Genomic DNA, 25994 nt, shown 5'->3' on the forward strand with positions numbered 1-25994 from the left:
GAAGATAAAAATCAAATTAGCAGATGTCTTCGATTTGATAAAAGTGGCCGTTGATAGAAGCAGTATCGCCTCTCCGGAAACCCATTAAGGCTTTACCCAGCGGTGATCCTGGTGAAAGGGCAATCACAGTTTTTCCATCTATTGTTATTTTTCCAATGGCAACACTCAGAAACAAATAACCTTTATTCGTTTTCACAAGGCTTCCATTGGTAACCGCCTGGGTTGAAAGAGAAGGATCTATTTGTTCAAACAATGCTTTCTGTACCAAAGCATCTTGTAATTGGCGGCTTGTTTTCTCCTGGTCGAGCTGCAGCATAGCCAAAGCCGTTTCATGTTTATCACCAGCGGTACTCCTGGTTTCGTTACTGCTGCTTTCTTTTAAATCCAATAGTTCCTGTTGCAGCATCGAAACCTTATCGAGCACTGTTTGCAAAAAGCAATTGTAGACCTTAATCTTAAAAGCTGGCTCTATCATCTTCTTTGGTAAAGAAAAATTAGTAATGTGCTATCAGGTCAGCCTGGCCATCCGGATCATTCTTTGCACTGCCGGCGCTGCTGATAGCATTTCCTCTTAACAATAATAGGCCTGCCACATGCGGCGCCGCCATGGAGGTGCCACTCAGGTAAGCATAGCGTCCGTTGGTAAATGTAGATAATATGCGGACTCCTGGTGCTGCAAAATCCACTACATCATTTCCATAGTTAGAAAACTTTGCAAAATTATCAAGGCTGTCGACTGCTGATACCGTGTAAACATTCGCTGCATTGGCCCTGGCGGGAGAATATTTGTTAGCCAGTGATTTTTCATTACCTGCAGCAATCGATATATAAATGCCTTTAGCTGCTGTATTCTTCACCTGCTGATCAAGGGTGGTTGAAATCCCCTCTTCATCACCCACACTCAGGTTCACCACATCACCTGCCGACGCATTACTAATTACATAGGATAGTGCATTGATAATGTTTGATAATAAACCTTTGCCATCCTTATCCAACACCCTGAGTGAGATCAATGTGGCGCCTGAGGCAACACCCAACACTCCAAACTCATTATTATTAGCGCCGATGATGCCGGCAATATGAGTGCCATGACCATTTTCATCTTCCGCTGAACTTTGACCGCTGATAAATGATTTGCTAAGTGTGGCATCAACCGTAAGATCAGGATGGTCAAAATCTATCCCGGTATCGATGATCCAGGCTCGTTTACCAATACCATTTCCATAGCCAACACGGTTAATATTCCAGGTGATCAACCGGGGAGCAGCAACGGTAAAGCAAGTACCGAGCGAAATGATCCTGTCGGGTTCTATGGCGGCCACTGTTTCATCCTGTGCCAAGCGCTTTGCTTCTTCAGCTGATAAACGGGCTACAAAACCAGCATTCCATCCCTCGAAACTTCTCCTTAGCGCCTGCCTTGCGATATGATGCCTTTCCAGCACCTTTCTATTCAATTCATTAGCTCCTTGCCGGCTAATCGTCCTGTTTTCTTCTGCAGAAGTATTGTAAACGACGATATACTGGCCCGCTAATGTATCGTTAGAAATGATGGAACTAGTCTGAACACAGTCATCACTATCGTCGCCGGGGTTCTTTGTAATGGAGTCATTGGCTGATTTTTTGCAACTGTAAAATAGCACCAACGTTAAAAGGCATGCAGGAAGAAGTTTGTTTAGGAGCATGGCGAAATATTAAGCTTATCCTTAACGCATTTTCCATGCCTTATTAGCGGCTTATAAACCGCTTTAACAGCTTTTTATAAAGATTGTGTTGCCGAATGTCAGTTGATTGTAATCCTGTTTGTTGCAGCCCAAAAATGTCAACAAAAATTTATGATAATTCCTCAAAACGGCCGGTGAGTTTATTTTTTCGAACATTATTCCAGTTGAAATAGCGACCGTTCATGGCTACATAAACTCCGGCCGGTAATGTCTGTACAAATGCCATGGCACCGCCCAGGTTAAATAACCCATCGGAGCTACCGAATTTAATGGGGATCATGGCGCCGGTTAATACAATTGTTTTACCAGTAATATTTTTTGCCAATACACGGGCTGTTTCAGCCATGGTATCAGTGCCGTGTGTAATGATGATTTTGTCTTCAGGACATAGCCTGCATTGCTCCACAATTCCTTCCCTGTCTTTTTCTGTCATTTCTAAACTGTCGATCAGCATCAATGTGGTAATTACAACAGGCACTTTATTACGGCCCAATTCCAGCAGATCGTGCAGGTGGGTGTCTTTAAAATATAGTTCGCCATTGAGTTCATTATATTCTTTGTCAAATGTTCCACCCGTGATAAAAATTCTGATTGACATATGCAAGCTGTTCGTTTTGATGAATGAAATTAATGAATCAAATGATTGAAATTTTTATCGACTGTCTGTAAAACCAGTTTTGATGGTATTTCAAAAAGTTCTTCATCCGACAAACGCCTTAAACATCCCCCGTTAAACCTGTTCGATTTGAAAGAATCAAAGCAGTAGTCAATGCATAAAGGATAATAAGAGTTTAAACTTATGCATCGTAAAATTCCGTGTAAAAAGCGCAATGAATGCAGTGTAGAATTTTAGAACGATGTGAGTAAATGAATACTCATTTGACTTTTTGTTCACGTTATAAAAATTGGGCGAAATTTTTGCTTTCAATTTTTTAAAACCACAGAGGAATGGGGCTACCAGTGCAAACAGCGATGATCATTGATGATGAAGCAGATCTTGGCCTGTTACTCGCCGCTATCTTGGAAGCGAGAAAAATACATACACTGATCGTTAACACATTGGAAGAAGCAGAAAACTATCTTTCCTACCTAAAACCGACGGTTATCTTTCTCGATAATAATTTTCCCGGGGGGCTTGGTGTGAATTTTATTCATAAGATCAAAGAGACTGACAATGAGATCAAGATCATTATGATGACTGCGGACTCTTCACCCTGGATACGGGAAAAAGCTATTGATGAGGGAGTCAATTATTTCTTGCGGAAGCCTTTTACCAAAAGAGCTATCGACCTGGTGTTGGACAAACTTAATTTTCGAAAGGTGTCCGTTCAAAAGGACTAAATCCGCGTATCACTTTGCCAGTTTCAGGTTTGCAATGACGATTCCTGTAAATACCAGGAGCATGCTTGTAATATGAATTGTTGTAAATTCTTCATTTAAAATCAACGCGGCTTCGATACTGCTAAATACTGGTATCAGGTTTCCAAACAAAGCCGTTCGGCCGGCGCCTAATTTTCCGATAGCCTGGTTCCAGCATAGAAAACTAATAACGGAGGTACCTAGGCCAAGGTAGATGATGACAAGCAAAAGATTGATATTCCATTCAACCTTCGGCGTGTTTGAAATTTCCCACAGATAAAATGGAAATAACAAGAGTGTTCCCATACAAAACAGAATAGCCAGGTAATTAACCGGCGACAAACCCACCGGTTTTCTTTTTACCAGGGTATTGTACACCGCAAAACAAAAAGCTGCCAACAAGATCCAGCCATCCCCGGCTGTAAACCGGAAGTTGACCAGGTTATGAATATTTCCTTTTGACAAGAGAAACAGGACACCGGCCAGGCAAAGCAACATACCCGCAATTTTTAATTGACCGATCTTTTCGTTTAAAAATAGCCTTGCCAATATAATAGCGATGATGGGCGATGAAGTGGTACCAATCAATGCCAGGTTGATAGCAGTAGTATGATGTGCTCCGATATAAACGAAGGTATTGAAAAGGGCAATGCCTGTTAATGCTGCCCAAAATAAATGCCCCCCTGAGCGTTTTACTATTTTCCATTCCGTCTTCAGTGGTTTAATAACAAAAGGGGTAATAATAATAGCAGCCATCAGCCAGCGATAAAAGGCAAGACTGACAGGTGGAATTTGTTTGATCACACCCCGGGCTGCAATAAAATTGCCGGACCAAATGATGACTGCCAGCAGGGCAAGGCCGATGCCGATATAAATGTTTTTTGCAGGAGTAGTATGCATGGAGAATGGCGACGAAGATAGTTTGGAAGATTGAATAAAGCTTTCAAAAAACAAATCCCGCTGTTGGCGGGATTTGCAAAACATCATTTCATTACATCATTCGAGCACCTTCTCAATAATCTTATTCGTCTGCTTATTTTTCAGGATTAATTTTTTGGCGCCATAGTGTGTCACTTCTTCTTTGATCAAATAGTGATCGGCATCGTAGTCGGTTAAATGACTGTCTTTGCTCACACCCACTTTACCTCTCCAGATATCCAGTTGCACGGGTTCCCACAGTTTTGTTTTTGCTGATTTGTATGCAGCATCCAGCACTGCATTCACCACATAGCCATCATAAAAGGTTTCTTTTGGTGCTTTGCCTTTTTCCAATGAGTTGAACATATCAGTAAACATATGATTATAGCCTAATTCGTTCAGTTCGTCGCCAACGGGGAACAGCCAGCCTCTGTCACTCTCAGCTTTTTCAGCAACATAATCAGCTCCTTTTCCGGTAGAAAACATTTCAAAACCGGTCCGTAGAAAATTGTTCATCCAGATGGTTCCTTCCGTGCCCATCACTTCATCCCGCAGATCGAGACCACCGCGAAAGGTCCAGCTTACTTCAAACTGGCCGATGGCGCCGTTTTCATATTTCACCAGTCCGATGGCATGATCTTCGGCATCGATAGGTTTTACCTGCGTATCGGCCCAGCACATTACTTCAACGGGTTTGATGTCTTTGCCAATAAAGCTTCTCGTAATTTCAATGCAATGACAACCCAGGTCCAGTATGCAACCGCCGCCTGCCTGCTCTATGTCCCAAAACCAATCGCTGTGTGGCCCCGGATGTGTCTCCCTTGATTTTGCCCAAAGTATGCGACCAATTGCACCTGCCTTTACACTTTCAAAAGCCTTTAAAAATTTAGGTGTATAAACAAGGTCTTCCAAATAGCCATTGAATATACCGGCGGCTTCAACAGCCTCCAGCATTCGCTTCGCCTCCATTGCATTTCTGCCAAGAGGTTTGGTTGCGATCACAGCTTTTTTGTGTTTGCAGCATAACAGTACTGCAGCCTCGTGCAAATTATTGGGGAGGGAAATACAAACCACATCTACATTGGGATGTGCAATCGCTTCTTCCATGAATGTGGTCCAATGTTCGCAGTGGTAGTCCGCGGCGAATTTTTTAGCACTTTCTTCCCTGCGTGAATAAATGCTGACAATCTTATCCTTGCTTCGTTGACCCTGTAATGATTCAGCATAAAACCGGCCGATAAAACCCGACCCAAGCATAGCAATTCGTTGCATAGATGTTTATAGTTTATTGTTTTTTGGTTTAATGTTTTTTCACCTCTCACTTTTCACTTCTCATCGCTCACTTTGTATTCACTTCTTTTTCCCAGCCTGTTTCTTTCAATGCGGGGTCTTTTTCTTTTTGCAAAAAATCACCTGCTTCTGAGGCGCCCTTTGCAGCAGCTTCCATCAATGCGCTGTCAGCAACAATATTGACCGGCTCCTTCCATGATGTGGAATCATCATTGTAAGCCGGATTGGATAAAGAGTTGTAACAAGAGATGATCGACCAGCGTGGTTTATCCGATGTGTTGGCTTCGGACCGGTGTAAAAGATTGCTGTGAAAGAACAAGGCATCGCCCGGTTGAATCTCCACATATACATGCTCCATTGTTTTTAAGGCATGGTTTACCATCGTCATATCGGCGCCAACCTGCTCACCGGCAAAGCCATGGTTGACACGACCGAGTTTATGCGAACCTTTAATTACCTGCAAGCAACCATTGGCCTTATTGGCTTCAGTTAAAGCGATCATCACACTTACAAGTTGATCCGGAAAAAGAAACTGGTTTTTATACCAATAGCCATAATCCTGGTGCCATTCCCAGGCGCCACCTACCTTGGGTTGCTTTTGCATCAGTTTGGTATGAAAATGACAGACCGGGGAATCGCTGTCAAGCAATTTGGCAACAGAGTTCACCATCCTGTTGCTGCGCAATAAAAGGCTGTACACATCGTCACCCGGTTTAAACCACAATGTTAATTTTGTTTTTTTACCGGACTGATCGTTGAGGTCAACCGCATGTTGATGAATAACGGTGTCTTCAATAGCAATGCTGTAAAGCTTGTCGATTTCCTCTTTACTGAAAAAGCCAGGAACAATGACATAACCGTCTTTGTGAAAGGCCCGGACTTCCTGGTCGGAAATTAATCGTGCCATAATCAGGGGATTTAAAAGTGAAAAATTTTTTTAAACTACTTGTTGTTTGATTTAAGTTTAGCAAGCTCAGCTTGCAAAGCTTCATCCAATTGCTCTTTGTTTAATTCTCTTTTGGATGCCAGTTTGGTTTTAATTGAATCCGTAATATTGATAATTACAGCCGGCGTTAGTTCATGATTTTCCGCAAGTGAATTCAGCTTCGTTTCATTGTTGAACAAACTGTTATCTCCGAGGGCCATTTCCCAAATTCTTTTCCGCTCTTCTTTGGTTGGCGGCGGAAAATGGATGATCGATTGAAAACGGCGGGTAAAGGCTTCATCAATAGTTGATTTCATATTGCTTGCCATAATGACCAGGCCATTATAGCTTTCGATGCGTTGCAACAAATAGTTAACGTCCAGATTTGCATACCTGTCATGTGAATCCTTAACGTCGCTCCGTTTACCAAACAATGCATCCGCCTCATCAAAAAATAATATCCAGCCTTTTTGTTCTGCAGTATCAAAAAGCCGGGCAAGATTTTTTTCTGTTTCCCCAATGTATTTTGAAACCGTTGCAGCGAGATCAACGCGGTAGATATCAGTTGAAATCTCTTTTGCTAAAATGGATGCGGCCGTGCTTTTGCCAGTGCCGGCCGGACCGTAGAATAAAACGCGGTAGCCATCTTTCAGCTTATTTTTTTGATTTACCAAACCTGCATGCTGCGCCAGCCAACTTCTGAGTTGGTCTATTTGTTGTAACGTAGAAGAGTTTAAAACAATATCCGCCCAGTGTTTTTGGGTGGTCATATGATGGAGGGGAAGTTCCATATTTTTGCAAGTTACAGTTTCTCTTATCCCCCTGTAAAATAAAATTTAGCTATGGAATATAAACAATTGGGCAAGTCTGAACTTCGGATTTCAACGATTGGCCTCGGCTGTATGTCGTTGTCATCCTCAAAAGAGCAGGATGCCAAAGCGATAATTGACCGGGCAATAGAACTGGGTATTAATTATTTTGATACTGCTGATTTATATGACAAGGGGAAAAATGAAGAATTGTTGGGTAAGGCATTGAAGGGAAAAAGAGACAAAGTGATTATTGCAACCAAAGTCGGCAATCAATGGAAAAAAGATGGAAGCGGTTGGGAATGGAATCCCCGCAAAGATTACATTGTAAAGGCCGTAGATTCAAGTCTGCGAAGGCTACAGACAGATCAAATTGATCTGTACCAATTGCATGGCGGCACTATCGATGATCCCATTGATGAAACGATTGAGGCATTTGAACTTTTAAGGAAACAAGGGAAGATCCGGTATTATGGCATCTCCTCCATCAGGCCGAACGTAATCCGTGAATATGTTAAGCGTTCTTCGATTGTAAGTGTGATGATGCAATATAGCCTGGCCGACAGAAGACCTGAGGAAACTATTTTCGGCTTATTACAGGAAAATAATATTGGCGTATTGGCGAGAGGTTCACTTGCACAGGGCTTGCTGATCAATAAGCCTGCGAAAGAATATTTAGGTCATACCCCTGAGGCGATTACTGCGGCGGCTCAACTAGTGCAGGGAATTGCTGTGACGAATCATACTGCTGCGCAAACTGCTTTATTATATGTATTACAACATCCAGTTATAACGGCCGCAGTAGTAGGGATAAGTAAGATCGAACAATTGAAAGAGATTGCTGCAACAACCAATAAAGAAAAACTTACCGAAGAAGCTATAGCAATGTTGCAGGAAGTGCTACCTGCGAAATATTATGAACAACATCGCTAAAAAAATAAAGCTCCAAACTTTAAGCCGGAGCTGAATATAATTAAGTGGAAAAAATACCACAGTGCAACAAGAGTGAACCCCCTGTATAACTTAAACTTCCCTGTCTCTCACAACAGTAGTTTTTTCTGTTGTACTGGATGTATTGCCACGCATCAGGGCAAAAAGAATTAAAATAAATATCGCCCCGCCCAGAACCCATACCCATGGTTGTGTGTACCACGTTGTAGTAGTGGTAGTTGTCGTGGTTGTTTTTGAAGTGCTCGAGCTGGTGCTATCCTGCGCCAATATGGCTGTTTGAAACAGGCAAAGCATTATTATACCCAGCAAGCGTTTTAAATTAAACAAGATCGCTGATTGTTTCATGTGTCATGTTTTTAGATGAAAGATAATTATGCACTATATGATCTAAAAACTATGCCATGACATTTGGAAAAATTTGCCGATAACTTTTACTCTTTTAAAAAGATTTTCCATGAGTTTGGCGCACGAGGTATAATGCGAGCTTAGGAATTTTTTTTCCCAGGTATATGAGAAGGTGAATAAGCCATTTGTTGTCAAACATTCTTTGAATAATACGTCCTGTTTTCAATCGTCTTGAAAAGTTAGTTTGCCATAGCCGACTGTATTGTTTCTCCATTTCTTCACGGGAAATAAACCCTTTCAGGAAAAGGTCGATCTGTTGTCCGGCCAGTTTGCTGGCGTGGAGGGCCATGCTCATTCCATTGCCACATAGTGGTGTGATCATACCGGCAGCATCGCCGGCCAATAGTACATGTTCTTCTACCTGCGTTTTCCGGTCAAAACTTATTTGTGATATGGTAACCGGCTGTTCAAACAGTTTGTAGTGTTCAGTAAGAATTTTTTTTAAATATGGATTCTGCGACAGGATTGTTTGCTCCATTACTTTAATGGACCCATTGCACCTGGCGAGGTTGGCAGCAGTGGTTAAGTAACAAAGACAATATTTGTTTTCTTCTATCTTCACTATACCACAATATCCGTTGGGAAAGTAGTGCAATGCAATCGTATCTGGTGAAAAGTCCACCTGTACATGATACTTCACTCCAATATAATTATTGAGTTTTCCTTTTTTCTTTGAAATAAAAGGCCGCTTCCAACGAATGTCCAGGTTGCTTCTTTTACCAAAGCTGCCACAAACAACAGGAGCCGTATAAGCTTTTCCTTGTGCTTCAACAGTAAAGGAAGAAGAGTTAAAATGAATGCCGGTTACTTTCGAATCTTCTTCAACTATAACGCCTTTGCTTCTTGCAATTTCTGCCAGTGCATAGTCAAGCACAAAACGACTGATGCCAAAGCCGCCAAGCGGTAGTTGCTGATCCAGTGTTTTTCCATTTGTTAAAGAGATCTGCAGCCTGGAAATGAGTGATACATTCATGCGGTTCAAAGGAAGCCCCAACTCAATAAGAAAATCCCATGACTCAAGGCTGATATATTCGCCACACACTTTGTGGAAAGGATATTGTTCTTTTTCAAGAATAATGACCTTATAGCCCCTTTTTGCCAGTTGGATAGATAGTGCCAAACCCGCTAAACCACCGCCAACTATGACGGCGTCGTATTCGTTTTGGACAGAAGTGTGAGCCGGAGCTTCTGCAGGTAAAGTGTTTTTGGCGCTATCCATTTGGCTCGTTTTTGTAACTGACTAAGTAACGAAAAGCCCATCGCCATTTAATAGCAGGCTTGCCAAGTTTGGCCGCTTCAAATAACCTGGCCCAGTCGTTTGCGGTAAAGCTCCGCGCAACAGACAAGCAGGCGTCATTTTTTATAAGATAGGATTTACTGAAAAATTTTGTGATGTATTTAATCAGGTAATAAGCGAGCCAATGCCGGTGAAGGTCGTTGATGAAAAAGCCGTCGAGCGAATTTTGTCGAAGCCACCGTAACATAAAAACCAATTGCTCGTCTGTAAAGTGATGACAAAAAAGGGACGAAAAAATAATAGACGGCCTGATATTGCCGAAACTTACGGTTGCATAGTCGCTACATATCCATCTGCAGTTTAATTGAGGGTATTGCTTTTTTGCAAAGTCAATGCAGTCGGGATTCATATCAATGCCGATAAATGATGAGGCAATATTATTTTTCCTGCAATATTTATCGATGGCAAATAGATTGTCGCCGCCACCGCACCCGATCTCGCATATAATTATTGGCTCCTTATCTTTTTTTAATTGTTCAACGCCGCTAATGGTGATGGCATGACCGCCCAACCGGGTGTTGATGATATTTAATTCTTTTAACGTTTGTGTGATAGCTGCAAACGGAATGTCGTTTTCATCCATTAGCTCTTTCTGGTAGCTGCGCTGTTGTAAATTAATCATGCAGATAAAATAAATGTTTCCATGCTAATGCCCGGTCCAAAGGCTGCACCAAAGATCTTATCGGTATTGGAATAGCTCGTTTCATTCATGATCTTCTCCAATACAAATAAAAGCGTCGGCGACGACATATTGCCATACTGCCGTAAAACTTCATAAGACTTATCCAATTGCCCATCCTGCAGGCCCAGGCTGTCATGCACGGCTTCCAAAATTTTTTTGCCACCCGGATGAATGCACCAGTGAGTGATATCTTCTTTTGTTAACCCGGCAGGTTTGAGGGCACTCGTCACCAGTTCGTTAAAATCTTTTTCGATCAACGCCGGTACATACCCGCTAAGCGTCATTAAAAATCCTTTTGAAGATAATCTCCAGGCCATATCATCTTTGCCGCTTATGTCGACTGTTGAGTAAAAGTGCTCAATCAGGGGCCCCGGCTGTTTTTTATTTCCCGTGACTACAATTGCTGCTGCACCGTCGGCAAACAGCATACTGCTGGTTATATTGTCAATGGTATGTTCTTTTTGAAAATGCAGGGTGCAAAGTTCGGTGCATACAATTAGCACGTTGGCATTTTTATCATTCCGGCAAAAGGCATCAGCCATTCGCAGGGCCTGAATTGCCGCATAGCAACCCATAAAATTTACCGAGGTGTGAAAAGTAGTGGAAGGCAACTGCAATAATTCCAATAATTCAAGGTCAAGCCCGGGCGCACTCATTCCCGTGCAGCTAACGGTAATAAGATGGGTGATAGCAGCATTTTTGTTTCGTAAACATTTTTCAATCGCCTTTAAAGAAAGCGGAGCTGCATATTGCTGGTACCAGGTAAGTCTTTTTTCGAGGCCGGGAAAGGGCTCCAAATTTTCTGAAGGAGGATAAAATTGCCAGTGCGATGCGGGTAAACTATAATCGGGTATGACGGAATAGCGGGTATCAATACCGCCTTGCCGGTAAAGGAATTTCAGTTTACGCTTATCCTCTTCATTTAGAGCATAGACTCTTTGCATGAAATCAAGAATATCTTTTTGCCCGTGCCGGTATTCGGGTACTGATGTCGCTATCGAAACAATCTTACTCAAACTGATTTGCAATTAATAAAATGATAAAAGCCAAATTGGTGCATATAGCAGCCAGCCAGTTCATCCTCATCGTATTTTTAAAATTGGCCGCACGGGTATCTTTTTGGACCGCTAAAAACCATTTGATAAAATAAACGATGACAGGAACGAAAAAGATGCTTACCAGCAATAATCCGTTTCCCTGGTTGGTGGTGATAAAGAATTGTGCCATGAATAGCCAGGCAAATAAATAAAGTAAAGCGCAGAAGATAAAAGTGCCCACATATCCCAGCTTATAACTGATGGTGACAACGCCGTCTTCAAAATCCTGCTGATGCTGATAGATCTGGGTGAGGGGATAAAAACCACCAATCAATAAGGCGCAAATAAGCATGCCTTGCCAGGGAACAAGAAATTCCGGTATCTGCTGGCTGCCGTAGTATACCAGCCAAAAAGTGAACGCACCCTGGAAAATAATGACTGTCAGGTAGCCAATGACCGGGTATTTTTTTAACCGGATGCCCCGGTAACTATACGCCTTCGAAGCGCCGATATAAAGTGGCATCAGCAAGCCGAACAAAGGAGTTATTAAAAAGCCCAGCAAGATAGCCGCGAGGTCTAAAACGATTGTGGTGAAATATAGTTGTTTTGATGGTGGAGGTGGTTTTTCCAGACCGCCGATGCTACCGGTATCTTTGTCCATATAGCTGTTATAGCCGTTGCTTGCCGGGTAAACCAGGAAATGAAGAATAACAAAAATTAAGATAGCCCGGGCCCAATCAACAGTTGGTACCTGTGACAAAGCAAAAAAATAAATAGGCGATAAAAAAATGGAAAAAGGAAGCCGCAGCAATTTTATTGTGGAAGCTGAAAGCATAGGCCTCGTTTGTTTATTTCTAAGTTAGTATTAGTTCCCGAACAAAAAAGGACGGATAGAACGGGTGAATTTTTTTCCTTATTGAGCATCTATTGCGGTCAGATTGGCAATATCACATCAGCCGGTAGACCGTAGGATAATGAAAACTGTTTATTTGTTTTTGGTTGTGCGATTAAAGAGTAGGAAACAAGAAGAAAACAGCAGGGTAAGATATAGCGAAGCATAATTTGTTGTTTGAAGCGAGAAGTAAAGATATTCAGCCTAAGAAATTGTTAACTAATCTCCTGAATATTCTACAAAAGATAACTTTACGATAAAATCGAAAGAGTCATTTCCTATGAAACTGTTTTTATTGAGCTGCTTATTTTTCCTGGCTTCCCCGGGGACAAATAATAATAATAAAGAAACTGCTGAACAGGTAGGGACTGTTGTAAAAATTGTGGATGGCGATACATTTGATCTGCTAACGGCAAGTAAGACAACACTGAGGGTAAGAATGTATGGAATCGACTGCCCCGAAAAGAAACAGGATTTTTATCAATCTGCTAAAAATGCTTTGGCTGCTTATATTTTTAAAAAGAACGTTCAATTAAAAATAACCGGGCATGATCGTAACAGGCGAACAATTGCAATGGTTTATTGCAACGGTCAAAATATTAACCTGGCGATGATTAAAAATGGGTTTGCCTGGCATTTTTCAAAATATTCATCCGATAGCAGTTTTGCAAAGGCGGAACGCCAGGCACGAATGGCTAGATTGGGACTTTGGCGAAAGCCGGGTCACATTGCTCCCTGGGAGTTTAGAAAACAACGCCAACGGGTTAGTCAAAAACTAATCAGCGATTCCCGGTTGTGACCACGATCCTCTTAGCCGTATTCCTAATTCAAGCCCGATATACCAGGATTTTTTTCGATCGGCAAAAGGGGTATAATTAGTTCCATTGACCAGCAACTGGTATGTTTGATGCGGATAGCCAGACAAATCTTTACGATAGACGGCGGCCACCCGCAGTGATTTGGATTCGTAAAAATAAAGTTCGCCAACGACACGATGGATAATATTTGAACCTCCTCCTGAAACTGATTGCTTGTAAATAGACGTCGTGGCCTTTTCCCACAAATCGTATTTGTGATCAAATACTAATCCTGGTGAATAGCCTGCGCCGAGCGAAATTGAAAAGTTGGACGCATTGATGATCCGTCTTTCAAATACAATGGGCATTTCCGCATATTTATACGAGGTGATAAAAATGCTTACTTCACCACCGGGGGAAACCCAAAAATTTTGATTTGTTTTTTCATAAAAGCTTCCAAAACGCGGTTTTAAGGTAAGCCTGTTAGCCCCCTTTTTATCGATGTTAAAGTGAAATGATAGTCCTGCGTGGAAAGCACGGGTGCTAAAATAATTGTCCTTAGCCGGATTGTTATCCATCAATGGATCAGCCAGCAAACTAACATTGATGCCATAATCGATGAAGTGATTTTTCTTTTCTTTTTTTATCGTATCTGTTACAGTAGAGTCGGCAACTGTTTCGGCAGGCTGTTTAAATTTTGCTTCTGCATCCAATAGAGCTTTTTCAGCTGCAGCTATTCTTGCTTTTTCTTCCAGTACACAGCGATTATCTTCTTTACCCCATTCGACCATACTAAAATAACGGCAATCATTTTTTCCGAGAATATAGAGGGCATTGGCAATATCCTGCATACTGATTGCACGGATTACTGTTTTGCCCAGGGTAGATTCTGTTAACATACCCGCCATAAATCCATCGCTATTGATCAGCGGCATGCCTTTGGCAACGCCGGCGTCGCGGGGAACCTTCAAGGTCATTACGCCTGTTTTTCCCTGTTTGATTACTGCAATCTTTGTATCGTGTACCGACCAAATTTTATCGCTCAACCATTTATCCCGGAAAGTGGAGAGTTTGCCTTTTTTATAGGTCAGTGAATGATAATAATTCCTTTGCCATTGACTTGTTGCCGGTCTCGCAGATTCATAAAGCACCAACGCAAATGCACCGATGCGTATTTCACTCAATTTGACGGCTTTTGTTCTGTAAGTGCCATTATAGAATTTTACTTTCTTTATAACCGGTGCGATCCTTTCGGCATAGTCTTGTTTTTCAGTAATGACACGACGTACAGCGATAAAATAAATATTGGATGAATCTTCCCCTGTGATGATGCCGTAGTCGCTTAAGCCAATTTCAACAATGTTGTTTAAATAGCTACGAGTGTAGGCTGGGTTAGATTGTGCCATCAGTTTGGTCAAAAACAGGAGACCAAAAATTGTGGTGATAATAAAGTGGCGTAAGAACAGATTACGACCTTGGGCGGCGCTGATAAAGGCCCGCAGGGTGGAAGGAATTTTCATCGCTTTGGTTTTTCATATTAGGATTGTAGCTTATGTATTAACTCCGTTTTTGTCAAATTATTGTCCACACTGCTTTTCGGCGGATATTTTTGAAAAAGAAAAAATTAAATATGCTTTGTTTTGCCAACATCCTGAATGGACAAAAGACAGAAATACTAGCAATCAGGCTTTTACTGCCGGCTTTTGTTTGGGTTTGACGGGTACCGGTGTATTATCCTTCCACTCCCATAGATGTTTGCAGGCAAAAGTCCGGTAGGGAGACCATTTTTTTGAGATGCGGAGCAAATCCTCTTTGAATTTCTTTTTATCCTCCCGGTCAAGTTTATATAGCTTGATCATCGCATTTTGAATGCCGAGGTCATCGATGGCAAACACATCTTCGCGGCCAAGAGCAAACATCAACAGCATTTCAACGGTCCATCGTCCAACACCTTTTATTTGGGTGAGGTAAACAATTACTTCCTCGTTGTCCATTTTGTGCAGTTTCTTATGATCCATGCCAAAATCAATTTCAAACTGTGCCACGTTTTTTACATAACTCACTTTGGCGTTGGATAAGCCAATAGCCCGCAAGGTTTCGAAAGGAGTATCAAGTATTTGTTGCGGAGTAGGTTCTTTGCCAGCATATAAAGCCAGAAAACGATTGTGAATGACCGTCGCTACTTTGGTAGATAATTGCTGGCTCATGATAGAGGCGCACAGGTAAGTGCAGATATTTTTTCTTTTCTTCAGCTCATGGGTTTTTCCACCTTCAAGCAGCTTTTTCAATTTCTTATCCCTGGAAAGATGTGCGACGTAGTGCATGACTTGCTTTTATTGATTGAGAGAATCGATTTTTTTGGGGAATAAAAATAGAATTTTGTCGCATGTTGAGGCAACCAGTTATCACAAAAGACGGTTCTCATACCGTTTCTGTTCCGGAAATGAATGTCACTTATCATTCCCTGCATGGCGCTATACAGGAATCCTTGCATGTGTTCATTGATGCCGGGTTCAGGTATACGTTATCCAATTTGAACAAACTTGACATTTACATCTTCGAAATGGGCTTTGGCACCGGGCTCAATGCGTTGCTGACATTTATTGAAACAGAAAAGCTGAATATAAACGTTCACTATACAGCTGTTGAACTGTTTCCTTTGCAACACGAAGAGACCAATGCATTAAACTATTGTGAGCAATTGCAGCGGTCCGATCTTAAACCCGTATTTGAACAGATTCATCAGTGTGAATGGGAACGGGATATTAGCATTACTTCATTTTTCACCCTGCACAAAGTCAAAAATTCTTTATTAAACTTCAATAGTTCAACATCTCAGCATTTAATCTATTTCGATGCTTTTGCTCCCTCAGCTCAGCCGGAGCTTTGGACAAAAGAAGTGTTTGAAAAATTAGTGAGGATGATGCATCCGGGTGGAGTGCTGATCACTTATTGCAGCAAGGGCGACGTAAGAAGAGCTATGCAGGCTGCAGGCTTCATCGTTGAAAAAATTCCCGGACCTCCCGGAAAAAGAGAAATGGTGAGATGCAGAAAGGCGAGTGAGGGATAGTAAGTGGCAACTGGGATCACCCCCACTCCCCACTTGCCAAACCCATTCCTCTAATCGATACTCCAGCTCATTTCCCCGCCTTTCTCATCTTTCAATGAAATACCTAATTGGGCCAGTTGGTTTCTTATTTTATCTGATGTAACGAAATCCTTTTTTCCTTTTGCTTCTTTGCGAATATCGATGAGTAATTGCATCAGCCCCTGCAGTTTTTTATTATCTGCTTCGGTGATGCTTTTTAAACCAAGAATATCTTCGATATAAATTTTGAACTGTTGCTGTAGTAATTCAAATGTCTTTTTTGATAACGTGTTTATCGGAATGATTTTATCCTTCATGGAGTTGATCACCGGCACCAATTCAAATATGTTAGCCAAAACACGGGCCGTGCTGAAGTCGTCGTTCATAAAATCGTCAAACTCAGCTATAAGTTTGACCACACGGGCATCGAGTTCGGGATCACTGCCTGTATCTTGTAATTCGTATCCGGCATCTCTCAATTTTCCTAAGTTCTCATACGCTTCCCAGAGCCTCTTTAACCCTTTTTCGGCGGCCTGCAATGCCTCGTTACTAAAATCCAGCGTACTTCGGTAATGCGTTTGCAGGATAAAAAATCGGATCACCATTGGGTGATAGGCTTTTTCCAGTATTGGGTGGCTACCACTAAACATCTGTGTCAGCATGATCTGGTTATTATAACTCTTGCCCATCTTCTTACCGTTGATGGTGATCATATTGTTATGTATCCAATAGCGAACGGGCGCCTGGTGATTGCAAATAGTACTTTGCGCAATTTCACTTTCATGATGCGGGAATAAAAGGTCCATACCGCCACCATGAATGTCAAACTGTGATCCCAGGTATTTTGTTGCCATTGCGGAGCATTCGATATGCCAGCCGGGAAAGCCTACACCCCAGGGACTTTGCCAACGCATAATATGCTCAGGGGCGGCATTTTTCCATAGGGCAAAATCAGCTTTGTCTCTTTTTTCTTCCTGGCCTTCCAGGTCACGGGTGGTTTCTAAGAGGTCGTCAATAACACGGCCGCTTAACTTACCGTAGTCATGCGAAGCAGCATATTTTTTTACATCAAAATAAACGGACCCATTCACTACATAACCATAACCGGCTTTGATGATCGTTTCGATCATGCCAATTTGCTCAACGATGTGTCCGGTGGCTGTGGGCTCAATCGAAGGAGGCAGTGTATTAAATTGTTGCATCGCCCAATGAAACAGGTTGGTGTATTTCTGTACCAGTTCCATCGGTTCCAGCTTTTCCAGCACGGCCTTTTTTGAAATTTTATCTTCTGCTTCTCTTCCCTCTTCTTCAAAGTGACCGGCATCTGTAATATTCCTGACGTAGCGAACTTTATAACCTAAATATCCAAGGTAACGATTGATCACATCAAAGGTGATGTAGGGTCGGGCATGGCCCAGGTGACTTTCGCCACTTACTGTTGGCCCGCACACATACAATCCCACATGCCCCGGTGTGATGGGAGTAAAAACTTCTTTAGTTCTCGACAACGAATTATAGACTTTCAGTTCACTCATAAATTTTGACTTTCAACGCCTGTTTCTTACAAAAAATTGATGCAAAAGTAATGGTAATTATCCTCTCATATTGAGCCGGAGTTGCTAGCGGCCGATCGTTTTAAGCTCCATATCCGAAACCAGCATATAATGGTCTGAATAGTTTCTTACAATGCGTTTGAATTGTGCAACCCGAAAACGCCGGTCGGCAAAGATATAATCAATCCTTAGCGTAGGCGAAATGGAGGAAAAAGTGCGACCGATTCCAAAACCCTTTCGTAAGAAAGCGTCCTGCATGTCACCCTTTATTTTAAAATAGGTATAAGAGTTCGGGACATCATTCAAATCGCCACAAAAGATGGCAGGATATGGGCTGTCGCCTAATACCTGGTTAATGATATCAGTTTGTATTTTCCGGTTTATAACCCCGTTTTTTAGCTTCGAAAAAATGGTCTTTGACTTAGCGCTAATTCCCTCTTCTCCCTCTTTGATATTTTCAATGGTCTCATAATCGCTTTTTCTAAGCTGAACAGATTGCAGGTGGGTGGTATAAACCCGGATAATCCGATTTTTTAAACGAATATCAGCATACACCAAATTCTCAGGCATCGACGGCCGGGGATAGCGTATCAAGCCACTATCAATAATCGGGAAGCGGGAAAAAATGGCATTGCCGGTGAACTTTTTACCACCATCCAATTCATAAGAATAACAGAAATAAGGATAGTGAAGACTGTCACGCATAAAGTCAATATTATGATACCAACCTTCGTCATAAGAATGAAAAAATTCCTGCAGGCAAATGATATCGGCATTTTGTTGCTTTATTTGCTCCAGCATTTTTAACCGGGTTTGGCTACCCTTGTTATTATTTTTTTTCATTTCAATAAACCGGGCCACATTCCAGGTAGCTATGCGGATGGTTTGCAATTTTTTCTCCGTCTTGAAGCTTCTTGGAAAATGAAAAGAAAAAAATGCAGTTATATTTTTAAATCCCAATACCAAAGCTATTCCCGAAATAAGGGCATATCTTTTTTTTACAAAAAGCCACCAAATCAAAAAGCCAACTACAGCCAATAACAAAAAGGGAAATCCTATTCCTAAAAGAGAAACGAACCACCAGTTTTGAGGATTGATATAAGGATTTAAACAGGCCAGTAAAAACAGGAAAACGATCCCGCAATTAAGCAAAATCAGGAACCGTTTCGAGTAAGTCCGCAACTTATTGGCCATTATTGCAAATTACAAAAAAAGGGAGGGATGATAAAGCGGTTCAAAGTTTGAAACTTATACGCAGCCAGCCTTCCATTAAACTTCTTAAAGTTTTGAACCTGTTCTATTCCTGGCTGGCCCGCCTTAAAATGTCTTTTTCTTCTTCGGTTAGGGTATTATATCCTTTGAGGTTGATCTTATCTAAAATCTCATTGACCCTTTGCTCAGTGATATTGGGTGTTTTTTTATAAGGCTGCTTGTCTGACTTATAAAACAACTCCTGCTTGATGTTTTTTCCTTTTTTGGGTTTATCGGGATTGAAAAGATTACCAAACCAATCAAAGAAATTATTCATCCATTCGCTCCAGTCATAGCCACGACGGAAGAAAACAATGAATAAAAACCCTGTCAAAGCTCCCGCCAGGTGAGCGATATGTCCGCCCGGGTTACTAAGCGGGATACCGGCGAGATCAATGATGAGATAAATAACCATTAGCACCCAAATAGGAATGCCGCCGAAAAGCATAGGAAAGATTCGGTACCCCGGCGAAATGGTGGTTACGCCTGCCGCAATGGCCATAACACCTGCAGATGCACCCAGGGCCTGAACCACCGGGAGTGATTGCTTGAGACCCGGTAAAAAATTATACGCTAAAATAAATGCCAAAGCGCCACCCAAAGCGCCATAGATATAAAGTGGAATGATCTTTCGGTTCCCGGTAAGATCAAGAAAAATATAACCAAATACCCAAAGCCATAGCATGTTCCCGAGCAGGTGCCACACACTGTCGTGGGTAAACATGTGGGTAAGAATGGTCCAGGGTTTGGCGGCTATTTTGCTGAAGTCAGCAGGCAATGCGAACTGGCTTAAAATTTTTGTTTCATAAAAATGACGGGCTTCGGCCGCATTTTCATAGCGAAGGTGAAAGACAGCATATAAAAAGGCAAGAACAACAAAGATGATCATGTTGATCGCAATTAAGAGTATCAATGCATTATTTGCCTGCGCAAGTGATAATCGTTTTCGGTGCTGTTGTTCGTAGTACGCCATGTGTCAATGCAAAAATAAACCAGGATGTTCAAAACAGGAAGATAATGACATGCAGAAATTATCTTCGGTCGCCTGTTTTAATCCCCTTATCAATACAACGTTTTGCGGTTGGTTTTGTTCCAGATGTATACTATTATAAAGCCGGTAATAGCTCCGCCTAAATGGGCGAAATGAGCAATGTTATCACCCTGCAGGGGACTAATACCGCCAAAAAGGTCTACTAGTACCAAACCTAAAATGGCCCATTTGGCCTTTACCGGGATTGGGATTAGCATGAGATATAATTCCGTATTGGGAAACAAATAGGCAAAGCCCACCATCACTCCCATTACGGCGCCTGAAGCACCGACGGCCGACGCAAAAAATCCACTTACTTTAGGCATGAGAGCATTGTAAGTTTGTTGATCCTGGTTCACATAAGCCGTTTCAAGCTGTTGAACCAAAGCAGGATCGAACCGCAGATGTTGAACCAATAAATGACATAAAGCAGCGCCAACACCACAGGACAGGTAAAAGAATAAAAATCGTTTTGAGCCCCACACATTCTCCAGGATCTTTCCAAACATCCACAGCGTAAACATATTGAAAAGGATATGGAAGAACATAATGTTGCCAAAGCCATCGTAAGTTGCATGGGCAAACATATGTGTAGCTATCTGGTATGGCTTGAAGTAGGGCGTATCAATAGGGTATAACGCAATTTTATTGGTGAGATCAAAATCTTTATGAAACATCAGTTGGGCAATCCAAACCAAAATATTAATGATGATAAGGTTTTTGACAATTGGGGGGAAATTACTAGGTCGTGTAAAACGAAATTGACTCATAAAACAAAAATACTTTTTACTGCTTAAAGGCCGGACAACTAATCTTCTACTGTCTTAATTTTAACTGAACAACATTTTCAATATGCAAGGTGTGCGGAAACATGTCAACCGGCTGAATCTTTTTTACCTCGTATTTTTCATTGAGTAAGTTGAGATCTCTTGCCTGTGTGGCGGGATTGCAGCTCACATAAACCAGGGTAGGCGCCGCCATATCCAATATCTTTCTCACCAGTTTTTCATGCATGCCGGCCCGCGGTGGATCGGTAATAATTACGTCAGGCCGTCCATGGGCGGCAAAAAACTCATCATTGCACACGTCGATTACGTCTCCTGCAAAGAACGCCGTATCGCTCAGATTGTTCAGTGCGGCGTTTTCTTTAGCATCTTCTATTGCAGCTGCAATCATTTCGACACCAATAATTTTTTTGGCGTTCCGGCTTACAAAAATGCCAATGCTTCCCGTGCCACAATAGAGGTCATACACGGTTTCATTGCCTGTCAGTTCGGCAAAGTCCCGGGTTATGCGGTATAATGCCTCGCCCTGCCGGCTATTGGTTTGAAAAAAGGACTTTGGACCGATCTTAAACGAAAAATCTTCGAGCTTCTCGATTACATATCCTTTTCCGGAGTAGATGACGGGCTCCAGGTCGTGAAGGCTATCATTTTTTTTCGTGTTGATGGTGTAGAGCAGGGTGGTGATTCCCGGAAATAAATTCAAAATATGGTCGAGCAATGTTTTGATTTTCCGGTCTTGTTTTTCGCCAAATACAATATTTACCATTAACTCCCCCGTAGTGCATAAACGCACCTGCATGGTTCTTAAAAGTCCTGCATGATTGCGGATATCATAAAAACTGTAATTATGGTCCAGGGCAAATTTTTTGATGGCCAATCGTATCGCATTGGTTGGTTCTTCCTGCAGGTAGCATGTTTGAATATCTACTAATTTGTCAAACATGCCTTTGGCGTGAAATCCCGCAACGGCCCCCTCCCGACCTCCCTCCTTAGGGGAGGCCATCAACGCACTTTCCCCACTTATCGCAGCTTCCTTTTCTTCTTTTAATTTTTTAAAATCAGCAAAAGGCAAAAATTCTTTTATTCCAAATGTGTATTCTATTTTATTTCGATAATACCTGGTTTTCCTGGCGCCGAGTATGGGCATTATTTCAGGTAATTGAACTTTGCCGATTCGCTGAAGATTGTCTTTTACCTGCCGTTGCTTGTATTGCAATTGTTTTTCGTATGGCAACATTTGCCATTGACAGCCACCGCAAACACCAAAATGTGAGCAAAATGGTTCGACCCTGTCGGGCGATAATGAATGAAACCGGAGCGGCCGCCCTTCAGCCCAATCTTTTTTGTTACGGCCCAATTGAACATCAACGACATCGCCCGGGACAACGCCTTCAATAAAAATCACTTTACCGTCAACTTTTGCCAGCGACTTGCCTTCTGCGGCATAATCTTCTACTCTTATTTTTTCCAGTACGATATTTTTCTTTTTTCTGCTCACGGCGCAAAACTAAGACCCCGGCTTTTAACGGTAACCCAAAACCAGATATTTCTGTAATTTTTAAAGAAAGCAACTGTTTCAAGGGTTAAACCCTCTATGAAACAATTTGTTAATGGATTCCGGCATTGCAATTCCGGAGGTTTTTTAGATAACTTTACCGATTATTCTGGCTCTTGAACGACCAAATGAAATGAAAGTGAAAGTCAAACGGATGAAAAAATTGTCAATGATCCCGCTTTTGCTGCTATCTTCTCTTGTATTTGCACAAAACGGTTATGAGATAAAAGTGACGCTTAAGCCTGTCAAAAATCAATATATCTATCTCGGCCATTATTCAGGTAAACAATATCCTGTCGTCGATTCGGTAAAGCTGAATGAAAAAGGCGAGGGCGTTTTTAAAGGTTCAAAAGAGCTGGGTGGCGGTATATACCTGGTTGTATATCCAAATAAGGACAGGTATCTCGAGATACTGATCGACAAAAAGCAACATTTTTCACTGGTTGCGGACACAAGCGATTCGAGGGCAAAGAAATTTGTAAACTCGCCTGATAATGACCTCTTCAATGAGTATCAGCAATACATGGCCAAAAAAGGAGCGGCTATCGAATCCAGGAATAATGCTTTAAAATCAGCTAAAACGGCCAAAGACTCGGCTGGTATCACTGAAAATATCAAAAAAACTTTAGAAGAAATATCGGCCTACCGATCACAGTTTATTGCGAAGAATCCGGATAATATTCTCAGCTTATTGATGCACTTAATGGAAGAACCAAAAATTCCGCCTGCCGAAAAACATCCCGGCGGAAAGTATGATTCGACATTTGCCTACCGCTATTTTAAAGATCATTATTGGGATGGATTGGGTTTTTGGGATGACAGGATGACCCGTACTCCAGCCTCCTTGTTTGATGAACGATTGGATAAGTATTATAATACGCTGGTTTACCAGCACCCCGACTCAGTCATTAATGAAATAGATTGGATGTTAGGTTATGCTTCCGCCAGCCCTGAAATGACAAGATATCTGCTGGTAAAATTTGTGAACCGCTATCTTAACATGAAATACATGTGGGAGGATAAGGTGTTCGTTCACCTGTTTGAAAAATATTTTTCGCAAAAAAACTATGACTGGCTCACTCCGCAAGGCAAAAAGATCATTACAGAAAGAGCCTACAGCCTGATGGCGAATATCATGGGCAACCCCGCTGAAAATATCTCCCTACCGGATACGGCTGGGGTCAACAAATCATTGTATAATGATACTTCCCGTTTTACCATCGTTTGCTTTTGGGATCCCACCTGCGGGCATTGCAAGGAGGTATTGCCCGTGATGGATTCGATATACCAGGCAAAATGGAAGCACAACGGGGTAAAAATTTATGCAGTGGCGAAAGAAACGGATGGCTCAAAAAAGGATTGGATGGACTTTATCCATAAATACCAGTTAAAGGATTGGACGAACGTGTATTATTCCAAAGCGGAAGAAAAAACAAGGGTAGACGCCGGTATACCCGGTTATACACAGTTATACGACGCACAGGTGGTGCCTGCGGTTTTCCTGCTGGATAAGGATAAAAGGATCATAGCTAAAAAACTTACCTGGCAACAGGCCGATGAGATCATAAACATAAAAATGCAATCGCAATAAATATATTATTTCCAATAATTGATATTCGAATTCGTTATTCTAAGGCATTTGAAAATTCATACTATGACAAAAAACTGGCTGACTGCTTTATTCATTTTCGCAATTGTATCTCCCGCTTCTTCCCAAACACTATTTACTTACGGTAGCCATAAGGCTGACGCAAAAGATTTTTTGAGAGCTTATAACCGCAATAACCAACAGCCATCGTCACCAAAGGCGATGAAGGAGTACCTGGATCTTTATATAAACTCCCGTCTTAAGATCCGTGAAGCGTATGACAGAAGATATGATACGCTTCCACAAATAAAAGTTGAGGTGGAAAACCTTCGCAACCAGGTTATTGAAAACTACATGAATGATCCGGCTGTTATCGACAGGATGACAAAGGAAGCCTTTCAGCGTAGCCTGAAGGATGTGCATGCAGCTCATATTTTTATTTCGTTGAAAAATGCAAATGGCGCAATTGATACTGTTACTGCGCAAAAGAAGGTGAGCGAAATAACGGGCCGACTGGCAAAAGGCGAAGATTTTATGACCGTCGCCCAACAGCTTTCTGACGATCCTGCTGCCAAAGCAAACAAAGGTGATTTGAACTACATCACTGTTTTTACACTGCCTTACGAATTTGAAAACATTATTTATTCGACACCTGCTGGAAAGTATTCGAAGCCGTACCGGTCTAAAGCCGGTTACCATATTTTTAAAAATCTCGGGGAAAGAAAAGCTTTGGGTAAAGTAAAAGTGCAGCAGATATTATTGGCCTTCCCTCCGGGCATTTCAGAGGCCGACAAAAAAAAGACAGCATTGCTGGCAGATTCTCTTTACAAAAAAATTTTAGCGGGTGAAGATTTTGGCAAACTGGCTTCCACGTATAGCAACGATTATGTAAGTGCGGCAACGGAAGGAAATATTCCTGATATATCGGTTGGCCAATACGATCCGGTATTTGAAAAGCAGGTATGGTCATTAAAAAATGGAGCGGTAAGTAAGCCTTTTGTTACCACACATGGCTATCATATTGTAAAAAAGATTTCAGCCAAACCTGTGATCACCAATGCCAGGGATAAAGACAATATGGATGATCTGTCGAAAAAAGTAAAAGCAACAGACAGGTGGAAAACCGCGAAGGATTTTATTTATGCACAGGTGAAAAATAAAGTCGGCTTACAGCAGTTGCCGTATAAAGAAGCAGTGCTGTGGTCATTGTCAGATAGTTTGTTGGATAGCAAGCCGGCTGTAATGGGACGAACCATGAATAAAGAGTCGGCTCTTTTCAAAATTGGAAGCACCGTTTATACTGTTGATGAATGGATCAATTTTGCAAAAATGAACCGGTACAATACATCCGGGAAGATAAAGTCATACCCGGATTTGATGGATGAGTTTATTAAAAACTCTCTCTATCAATACTACCGGGCACATCTCGAAGACTTTAATTCGGATTTCCGTAATCAAATGGAAGAGTTTACCGATGGTAATCTCTTTTTTGAAATCATGCAACAGGAAGTCTGGAACAAGGCGCAAAATGATGCCGCCGCATTGCAGGCAATGTATGAGAAAAATAAGGATGCTTATAATTGGAAACAGAGTGCTGATGCGATCATCTTTTTTTGTTCAGATGAAGCCAGCGCTAAAGTATTTGGAGACCAGTTAAAGAAAAATCCGGCCAACTGGAAGGAATTATTGGAACCCCACAAAGAAAAAATTGTAGCTGACTCGGCCCGGTATGAATGGGCACAAATTCCCGGATTAAATAAAACAACGCCTAAGCCAGGGATGATTACACCGCTATCTACAAATGAAGGTGATAAAACTTCTTCATTTGCTTTAATTAATAAAGTGTATAACCAGCCGGCACCAAGGAGTTTCAACGAAGCAAAAGGATTAGTGATGAACGACTATCAAAATTGGCTCGAAGAACAGTGGATCAGGCAATTGAGACAAAAATACCCGGTGAAGCTGGATGACAAAGTTGTCAATGATCTAGTCTCAGGAAAGATTCATTGATATACCACGTTTTAAGCCTGATTTTAGTATAATAAAAAAAGAAAGGTTGCC

The 25994-nt window shown here is 41.7% G+C and carries 25 protein-coding genes; 6 read left to right on the top strand and 19 right to left on the bottom strand.

All coding sequences use genetic code 11. From position 1 onward, the window contains the following. Positions 1-16: 16 nt before the first annotated feature. The 3 genes from ACFEL9_RS12175 to ACFEL9_RS12185 form a co-directional block, all read right to left on the bottom strand. Positions 17-433: a hypothetical protein gene (locus tag ACFEL9_RS12175; protein ID WP_385890207.1), complete on the bottom strand. Its 417-nt coding sequence runs from the start codon at positions 431-433 to the stop codon at positions 17-19. A 61-nt stretch (positions 434-494) separates the two neighbouring features. Continuing rightward, the gene (locus tag ACFEL9_RS12180; RefSeq protein WP_385890210.1) at positions 495-1682 is read right to left on the bottom strand and encodes a S8 family peptidase; all 1188 of its coding nucleotides are present in this window, start codon (positions 1680-1682) and stop codon (positions 495-497) included. 148 nt (positions 1683-1830) lie between these two features. Continuing rightward, positions 1831-2319, bottom strand: a complete 489-nt coding sequence (locus ACFEL9_RS12185) for an asparaginase domain-containing protein (RefSeq protein ID WP_385890212.1) — start codon at positions 2317-2319, stop codon at positions 1831-1833. Between the two features lie 350 nt (positions 2320-2669). On the opposite strand from ACFEL9_RS12185, the gene ACFEL9_RS12190 reads away from it, so the two are divergent. Beyond that, positions 2670-3062, top strand: coding sequence for a response regulator (locus tag ACFEL9_RS12190; protein WP_385890215.1), 393 nt, complete (start codon positions 2670-2672; stop codon positions 3060-3062). A gap of 9 nt (positions 3063-3071) precedes the next feature. Here ACFEL9_RS12190 and ACFEL9_RS12195 read toward each other — a convergent pair whose 3' ends face one another. The 4 genes from ACFEL9_RS12195 to ACFEL9_RS12210 form a co-directional block, all read right to left on the bottom strand. Further along, the gene (locus ACFEL9_RS12195) at positions 3072-4034 is read right to left on the bottom strand and encodes a DMT family transporter (RefSeq protein WP_385890217.1); all 963 of its coding nucleotides are present in this window, start codon (positions 4032-4034) and stop codon (positions 3072-3074) included. Between the two features lie 42 nt (positions 4035-4076). After that, positions 4077-5270, bottom strand: coding sequence for a Gfo/Idh/MocA family protein (locus ACFEL9_RS12200; RefSeq protein ID WP_385890220.1), 1194 nt, complete (start codon positions 5268-5270; stop codon positions 4077-4079). 67 nt (positions 5271-5337) lie between these two features. Then, on the bottom strand, positions 5338-6195 hold the full coding sequence (locus ACFEL9_RS12205) for a phytanoyl-CoA dioxygenase family protein (RefSeq protein WP_385890223.1): 858 nt from the start codon (positions 6193-6195) through the stop codon (positions 5338-5340). A gap of 35 nt (positions 6196-6230) precedes the next feature. Next, positions 6231-7004: an ATP-binding protein gene (locus tag ACFEL9_RS12210; RefSeq protein ID WP_385890226.1), complete on the bottom strand. Its 774-nt coding sequence runs from the start codon at positions 7002-7004 to the stop codon at positions 6231-6233. Positions 7005-7055: 51 nt separating this feature from the next. On the opposite strand from ACFEL9_RS12210, the gene ACFEL9_RS12215 reads away from it, so the two are divergent. Then, the gene (locus ACFEL9_RS12215) at positions 7056-7955 is read left to right on the top strand and encodes an aldo/keto reductase (RefSeq protein WP_385890229.1); all 900 of its coding nucleotides are present in this window, start codon (positions 7056-7058) and stop codon (positions 7953-7955) included. A 90-nt stretch (positions 7956-8045) separates the two neighbouring features. On the opposite strand, the gene ACFEL9_RS12220 is transcribed toward ACFEL9_RS12215, so the two are convergent. From ACFEL9_RS12220 to ACFEL9_RS12240, 5 genes are all read right to left on the bottom strand, one after another. Continuing rightward, the gene (locus ACFEL9_RS12220) at positions 8046-8318 is read right to left on the bottom strand and encodes a hypothetical protein (protein WP_385890232.1); all 273 of its coding nucleotides are present in this window, start codon (positions 8316-8318) and stop codon (positions 8046-8048) included. 94 nt (positions 8319-8412) lie between these two features. Further along, entirely contained in the window at positions 8413-9597 is a 1185-nt protein-coding gene (locus ACFEL9_RS12225; protein WP_385890235.1) for an NAD(P)/FAD-dependent oxidoreductase, read from the bottom strand. Further along, positions 9590-10297: a methyltransferase domain-containing protein gene (locus tag ACFEL9_RS12230; RefSeq protein WP_385890238.1), complete on the bottom strand. Its 708-nt coding sequence runs from the start codon at positions 10295-10297 to the stop codon at positions 9590-9592. Before ACFEL9_RS12230 ends, ACFEL9_RS12225 begins: the two co-directional genes overlap by 8 nt. Then, entirely contained in the window at positions 10294-11373 is a 1080-nt protein-coding gene (locus ACFEL9_RS12235; protein ID WP_385890240.1) for a type III polyketide synthase, read from the bottom strand. The genes ACFEL9_RS12230 and ACFEL9_RS12235 overlap by 4 nt, the downstream gene beginning before the upstream one ends. Further along, the gene (locus ACFEL9_RS12240; protein ID WP_385890243.1) at positions 11366-12229 is read right to left on the bottom strand and encodes a UbiA family prenyltransferase; all 864 of its coding nucleotides are present in this window, start codon (positions 12227-12229) and stop codon (positions 11366-11368) included. The genes ACFEL9_RS12235 and ACFEL9_RS12240 overlap by 8 nt, the downstream gene beginning before the upstream one ends. 337 nt (positions 12230-12566) lie before the next feature. Between ACFEL9_RS12240 and ACFEL9_RS12245 the strand changes: the two genes are divergently transcribed. Then, positions 12567-13085 carry a thermonuclease family protein gene (locus ACFEL9_RS12245; protein WP_385890246.1) on the top strand — a complete coding sequence of 173 codons (519 nt, stop codon included), beginning with the start codon at positions 12567-12569 and terminating at the stop codon, positions 13083-13085. Here ACFEL9_RS12245 and ACFEL9_RS12250 read toward each other — a convergent pair. Both ACFEL9_RS12250 and ACFEL9_RS12255 read right to left on the bottom strand, forming a co-directional pair. Beyond that, positions 13062-14603 carry a hypothetical protein gene (locus ACFEL9_RS12250; RefSeq protein ID WP_385890249.1) on the bottom strand — a complete coding sequence of 514 codons (1542 nt, stop codon included), beginning with the start codon at positions 14601-14603 and terminating at the stop codon, positions 13062-13064. The genes ACFEL9_RS12245 and ACFEL9_RS12250 overlap by 24 nt on opposite strands. A 162-nt stretch (positions 14604-14765) precedes the next feature. Next, positions 14766-15407 carry a DNA-3-methyladenine glycosylase family protein gene (locus tag ACFEL9_RS12255; RefSeq protein WP_385890251.1) on the bottom strand — a complete coding sequence of 214 codons (642 nt, stop codon included), beginning with the start codon at positions 15405-15407 and terminating at the stop codon, positions 14766-14768. A gap of 62 nt (positions 15408-15469) precedes the next feature. Between ACFEL9_RS12255 and mnmC2 the strand changes: the two genes are divergently transcribed. Further along, positions 15470-16153: a tRNA (5-methylaminomethyl-2-thiouridine)(34)-methyltransferase MnmC2 gene (gene mnmC2, locus ACFEL9_RS12260; RefSeq protein WP_385890254.1), complete on the top strand. Its 684-nt coding sequence runs from the start codon at positions 15470-15472 to the stop codon at positions 16151-16153. 50 nt (positions 16154-16203) lie between these two features. Here the strand turns inward: mnmC2 and cysS are convergent, their stop codons facing one another. The 5 genes from cysS to rlmD form a co-directional block, all read right to left on the bottom strand. Continuing rightward, positions 16204-17706, bottom strand: coding sequence for a cysteine--tRNA ligase (cysS, locus tag ACFEL9_RS12265; protein ID WP_385890257.1), 1503 nt, complete (start codon positions 17704-17706; stop codon positions 16204-16206). An 84-nt stretch (positions 17707-17790) separates the two neighbouring features. Next, positions 17791-18918 (bottom strand): endonuclease/exonuclease/phosphatase family protein, encoded by a 1128-nt coding sequence (locus tag ACFEL9_RS12270; RefSeq protein WP_385890260.1) that lies wholly within the window; start codon positions 18916-18918, stop codon positions 17791-17793. A 103-nt stretch (positions 18919-19021) separates the two neighbouring features. Beyond that, the gene (locus ACFEL9_RS12275; protein ID WP_385890263.1) at positions 19022-19948 is read right to left on the bottom strand and encodes a rhomboid family intramembrane serine protease; all 927 of its coding nucleotides are present in this window, start codon (positions 19946-19948) and stop codon (positions 19022-19024) included. Positions 19949-20037: 89 nt separating this feature from the next. Beyond that, positions 20038-20775: a rhomboid family intramembrane serine protease gene (locus ACFEL9_RS12280; RefSeq protein WP_385890266.1), complete on the bottom strand. Its 738-nt coding sequence runs from the start codon at positions 20773-20775 to the stop codon at positions 20038-20040. Positions 20776-20821: 46 nt separating this feature from the next. Next, on the bottom strand, positions 20822-22288 hold the full coding sequence (gene rlmD / locus ACFEL9_RS12285; protein WP_385890269.1) for a 23S rRNA (uracil(1939)-C(5))-methyltransferase RlmD: 1467 nt from the start codon (positions 22286-22288) through the stop codon (positions 20822-20824). 211 nt (positions 22289-22499) lie between these two features. Between rlmD and ACFEL9_RS12290 the strand changes: the two genes are divergently transcribed. Continuing rightward, positions 22500-23936 carry a DUF5106 domain-containing protein gene (locus tag ACFEL9_RS12290; protein ID WP_385890272.1) on the top strand — a complete coding sequence of 479 codons (1437 nt, stop codon included), beginning with the start codon at positions 22500-22502 and terminating at the stop codon, positions 23934-23936. A 63-nt stretch (positions 23937-23999) separates the two neighbouring features. Further along, positions 24000-25943, top strand: coding sequence for a peptidylprolyl isomerase (locus ACFEL9_RS12295; RefSeq protein WP_385890275.1), 1944 nt, complete (start codon positions 24000-24002; stop codon positions 25941-25943). The last annotated feature ends 51 nt before the right edge of the window (positions 25944-25994 follow it).

Origin of the sequence: Terrimonas alba, assembly GCF_042434975.1 — a bacterium.
GTDB lineage: Bacteria > Bacteroidota > Bacteroidia > Chitinophagales > Chitinophagaceae > Terrimonas_B > Terrimonas_B alba.

Excerpts from the sequence above, each read along its gene's own strand:
- ACFEL9_RS12245 (WP_385890246.1), top strand. The coding sequence starts at position 12,567 with ATGAAACTGTTTTTATTGAGCTGCTTATTTTTCCTGGCTTCCCCGGGG.
- ACFEL9_RS12190 (WP_385890215.1), top strand. The coding sequence starts at position 2,670 with ATGGGGCTACCAGTGCAAACAGCGATGATCATTGATGATGAAGCAGAT.
- ACFEL9_RS12205 (WP_385890223.1), bottom strand. The coding sequence starts at position 6,195 with ATGGCACGATTAATTTCCGACCAGGAAGTCCGGGCCTTTCACAAAGAC.
- ACFEL9_RS12295 (WP_385890275.1), top strand. The coding sequence starts at position 24,000 with ATGACAAAAAACTGGCTGACTGCTTTATTCATTTTCGCAATTGTATCT.
- ACFEL9_RS12290 (WP_385890272.1), top strand. The coding sequence starts at position 22,500 with ATGAAAAAATTGTCAATGATCCCGCTTTTGCTGCTATCTTCTCTTGTA.
- ACFEL9_RS12270 (WP_385890260.1), bottom strand. The coding sequence starts at position 18,918 with ATGGCCAATAAGTTGCGGACTTACTCGAAACGGTTCCTGATTTTGCTT.
- ACFEL9_RS12255 (WP_385890251.1), bottom strand. The coding sequence starts at position 15,407 with ATGCACTACGTCGCACATCTTTCCAGGGATAAGAAATTGAAAAAGCTG.
- ACFEL9_RS12225 (WP_385890235.1), bottom strand. The coding sequence starts at position 9,597 with ATGGATAGCGCCAAAAACACTTTACCTGCAGAAGCTCCGGCTCACACT.
- ACFEL9_RS12220 (WP_385890232.1), bottom strand. The coding sequence starts at position 8,318 with ATGAAACAATCAGCGATCTTGTTTAATTTAAAACGCTTGCTGGGTATA.
- cysS (WP_385890257.1), bottom strand. The coding sequence starts at position 17,706 with ATGAGTGAACTGAAAGTCTATAATTCGTTGTCGAGAACTAAAGAAGTT.
- mnmC2 (WP_385890254.1), top strand. The coding sequence starts at position 15,470 with ATGTTGAGGCAACCAGTTATCACAAAAGACGGTTCTCATACCGTTTCT.
- ACFEL9_RS12230 (WP_385890238.1), bottom strand. The coding sequence starts at position 10,297 with ATGATTAATTTACAACAGCGCAGCTACCAGAAAGAGCTAATGGATGAA.
- ACFEL9_RS12180 (WP_385890210.1), bottom strand. The coding sequence starts at position 1,682 with ATGCTCCTAAACAAACTTCTTCCTGCATGCCTTTTAACGTTGGTGCTA.
- ACFEL9_RS12200 (WP_385890220.1), bottom strand. The coding sequence starts at position 5,270 with ATGCAACGAATTGCTATGCTTGGGTCGGGTTTTATCGGCCGGTTTTAT.
- ACFEL9_RS12250 (WP_385890249.1), bottom strand. The coding sequence starts at position 14,603 with ATGAAAATTCCTTCCACCCTGCGGGCCTTTATCAGCGCCGCCCAAGGT.
- ACFEL9_RS12280 (WP_385890266.1), bottom strand. The coding sequence starts at position 20,775 with ATGAGTCAATTTCGTTTTACACGACCTAGTAATTTCCCCCCAATTGTC.
- ACFEL9_RS12240 (WP_385890243.1), bottom strand. The coding sequence starts at position 12,229 with ATGCTTTCAGCTTCCACAATAAAATTGCTGCGGCTTCCTTTTTCCATT.
- ACFEL9_RS12210 (WP_385890226.1), bottom strand. The coding sequence starts at position 7,004 with ATGGAACTTCCCCTCCATCATATGACCACCCAAAAACACTGGGCGGAT.
- ACFEL9_RS12275 (WP_385890263.1), bottom strand. The coding sequence starts at position 19,948 with ATGGCGTACTACGAACAACAGCACCGAAAACGATTATCACTTGCGCAG.
- ACFEL9_RS12185 (WP_385890212.1), bottom strand. The coding sequence starts at position 2,319 with ATGTCAATCAGAATTTTTATCACGGGTGGAACATTTGACAAAGAATAT.
- ACFEL9_RS12215 (WP_385890229.1), top strand. The coding sequence starts at position 7,056 with ATGGAATATAAACAATTGGGCAAGTCTGAACTTCGGATTTCAACGATT.